Source organism: Pseudomonas sp. K5002, from assembly GCF_013386655.1.
Taxonomy (GTDB): Bacteria; Pseudomonadota; Gammaproteobacteria; order Pseudomonadales; family Pseudomonadaceae; genus Aquipseudomonas.
In genome coordinates this window covers 786-3,318 of record NZ_JACARK010001098.1, presented here as the reverse complement: position 1 = coordinate 3,318, position 2,533 = coordinate 786, and the positions used below count along the sequence as shown (strand labels likewise).

The following is a 2,533-nucleotide window of genomic DNA, read 5'->3' as shown; positions in this document are numbered from 1 at the left end:
GAGTTGCTGGCGGCGCATGCACCCGTGACCCGGGTTGCGCTGGACCTGGGTTATGAAAACGTCAGTGCCTTTATTGCGATGTTCCGGCGTACGTTCGGGACGACGCCGGGGCGGTACTTCACGGATGGCGCAAGCGACTACGGGCATACACCGCCACAATCACGAAACACCCCATAGGCAACAGGTAAGCCAGCGCCACTGTGCTGTTGTCCGCCACCTTGCCCATCAAGTAGGGCATCAGGGCGCCGCCGACGATCGCCATGATCATGAACGAACTGCCGCGCTTGGTGTGCGGCCCGAGGTTCTTCACGCCCATGGCGAACAGCGTCGGGAACATGATCGACATGAAGAAGAACACCGCGATCAGCGCGATCACCGAGATACCTTCCAGGCCGATCACCACCAGGCCGCACAACGCGATATTGATCAGCGCATAAATCAGCAGCAGCTTCTGCGCGCTGACCCGGCCCATCAGCCAGGTACTGAAAAAGCGCCCGAACATGAAGGCCAGCATTGCGATCGACAGCAGATAGGCGGCTTGCTGATTGCCCATCTGTGCCCAATGCTCGGTGACGTAGTTGATGAAAAATGCGCCGACTCCGACCTGGGCCGCCACATAGAAAAACTGCGTGATCACCCCACCGACAAACTCCCGGTGCTGCCACAGACCCTTGCCGGCCGTCGGTTGCAGTGCCTGTTCCTGCGCGCGCAAATCCGGCAGCGGCGTGCGGGCGATCAGCAGCGCCACCAGCAGTACCAGGACCGCGATCACCACGTAGGTGGTCTGCAACGAACTCATGTCCGAGGCCGGTGTGCTGCCGGCGCTGAAGAACATCGCGCCGCCAATCAGCGGGCCGAAGAACTGGCCAAGGCCATTGAATGATTGCGCCAGGTTCAACCGCCGCTCGGCGCCCTGGGGTTCGCCCAGCACCGTGGCATAGGGGTTGGCAGCGGTCTCCAGGCAGCCCAGGCCGCAGGCGATGACAAACAGCGCGAACAGGAAAAACGGAAAGCTCGCCGCCGCAGCCGCCGGCATGAACAGCAGCGCGCCCGTCGCATACAGGCACAGGCCCAGCAGGATCCCGGCCTTGTAGCCGTGGCGGTCCATCAACAACCCGGCCGGCAGGGCAATCAGGAAGTACGCGCCGAAATAGGCGCTTTGCAACAGCCCGGACTGGGCCTTGCTGACGTGCAGGACTTCCTGGAAGTGCTTGTTCAGTACGTCGAGCAAACCGTAGGACAAGCCCCAGAGGAAAAACAGACTGGTCACCAGCATCAGCGCCCAGCGATAGGTCGGCACGGCACGGGTGCCTGGCAGGTGTGTATCTTTGCTTAACATGACGCTTCTCCTGTTGTTTTTATGGGATCAAGGCGTGCGATGCAGCGGTTATCAGGGTTGGTCGGTGAGGCAGAAAATCTGCTCCAGGGGCTGCCATTTGCCGCCGGGGTCAGTCCACGGCGTGGGGGCCTGGAAGCGCCACATCAGGGTTTCCCAGGCTTGCACGTCGGGGTTGGCGCGTGCAGCGTGGTCCAGCCCTTCGAAGCTGAACCCGGCCGCAGTGTCCATGACCATGAACAGCCGCGTGCCCAGGCGCCAGATCTGCATTTCCAGGATTTGCTGGCTGCGCAGATGCTCTGCCACGGCAGGCCAGATGCGTCGATGCAACTGCTGGTACTCGGCGATCAATGCCGCATCGTCGATCAGGTCCAGGGCCAGGCAGTAACGTTGGCCGCTCATGTCAGCGCCCGGTCGAGGTGGGTGTAGCCTCCATCCACCACCAGCCACTGTCCGGTGGTGTGGGAGGCGCGGGGTGAGAGCAGGAACAGCACGCTGTCGGCAATTTCCTCGGGAGTGGTCATCCGTTTGCCCAAGGGGATTTTTTCGACGATGGCGGCGAGCTTGGCCTCGGGGTTGTCGAAGCCGTCGATCCAGCGTTGATACAGCGGCGTCAGCACCTCGGCGGGCACCACGGCATTGACCCGGATGCCGAACTCCAGCAAGGAGGCGGCCCATTCCCGGGTCAGTGACAGCTGCGCACCTTTTGCGGCGGTATAACCGCTGGTACCGCCCTGGCCGGTGAGGGCCGTCTTGGAGCTGATATTCACGATTGCCCCGCGGCTGGCCTTGAGGGCATCGAGGCACAAGTGGGTCATCAAGTAGTAATGAATCAGGTTCTTTTCCAGGGATTCGACGAACGCTGCACGGCCCGCATCCAGGCCCACGCCGTCGTTGACCCCGGCGTTGTTCACCAGGATATCGGTGCCGCCCCAGCGCTCGCTGAGCAGGTCCCGGGCGCGAATAAAATCGGCCTTGTTGCGCACATCCAGCTCGATGGCGACGGCGGTTTCGCCGCGGTTGTCGAGTTCAGAGGCCAGGCGCTGCACGCCGTCCAGGTGCACATCCGCCAGGCCCACGCGGTAGCCTGCGGCGTGCAGGCGCCGGGCGATGCATTCGCCGAGGCCACGGGATGCGCCGGTTACAAGCGCGATTCGGTTCATCAGGATGTCCTCATCTCAACTGTGGGAGCGGGGG

At 62.7% G+C, this 2,533-nt stretch carries 4 protein-coding genes; 1 reads left to right on the top strand and 3 read right to left on the bottom strand.

Annotated features, from left to right (window positions below):
• The coding region (locus HX846_RS33615) for a helix-turn-helix domain-containing protein (protein WP_178967088.1) at positions 1 to 177 on the top strand (177 nt) is incomplete at its 5' end.
• Here the strand turns inward: HX846_RS33615 and HX846_RS33610 are convergent.
• The 3 genes from HX846_RS33610 to HX846_RS33600 are packed head-to-tail and all read right to left on the bottom strand — an operon-like array spanning position 119 to position 2,499.
• The gene (locus tag HX846_RS33610) at positions 119 to 1,339 is read right to left on the bottom strand and encodes a sugar MFS transporter (RefSeq protein ID WP_008432753.1); all 1,221 of its coding nucleotides are present in this window, start codon (positions 1,337 to 1,339) and stop codon (positions 119 to 121) included. The two genes, HX846_RS33615 and HX846_RS33610, sit on opposite strands and share 59 nt — an antisense overlap.
• A gap of 51 nt (positions 1,340 to 1,390) precedes the next feature.
• Positions 1,391 to 1,738 carry an L-rhamnose mutarotase gene (locus tag HX846_RS33605; RefSeq protein ID WP_003219515.1) on the bottom strand — a complete coding sequence of 116 codons (348 nt, stop codon included), beginning with the start codon at positions 1,736 to 1,738 and terminating at the stop codon, positions 1,391 to 1,393.
• Positions 1,735 to 2,499, bottom strand: coding sequence for an SDR family oxidoreductase (locus HX846_RS33600; RefSeq protein ID WP_178967087.1), 765 nt, complete (start codon positions 2,497 to 2,499; stop codon positions 1,735 to 1,737). Before HX846_RS33600 ends, HX846_RS33605 begins: the two co-directional genes overlap by 4 nt.
• Positions 2,500 to 2,533 lie beyond the last annotated feature (34 nt).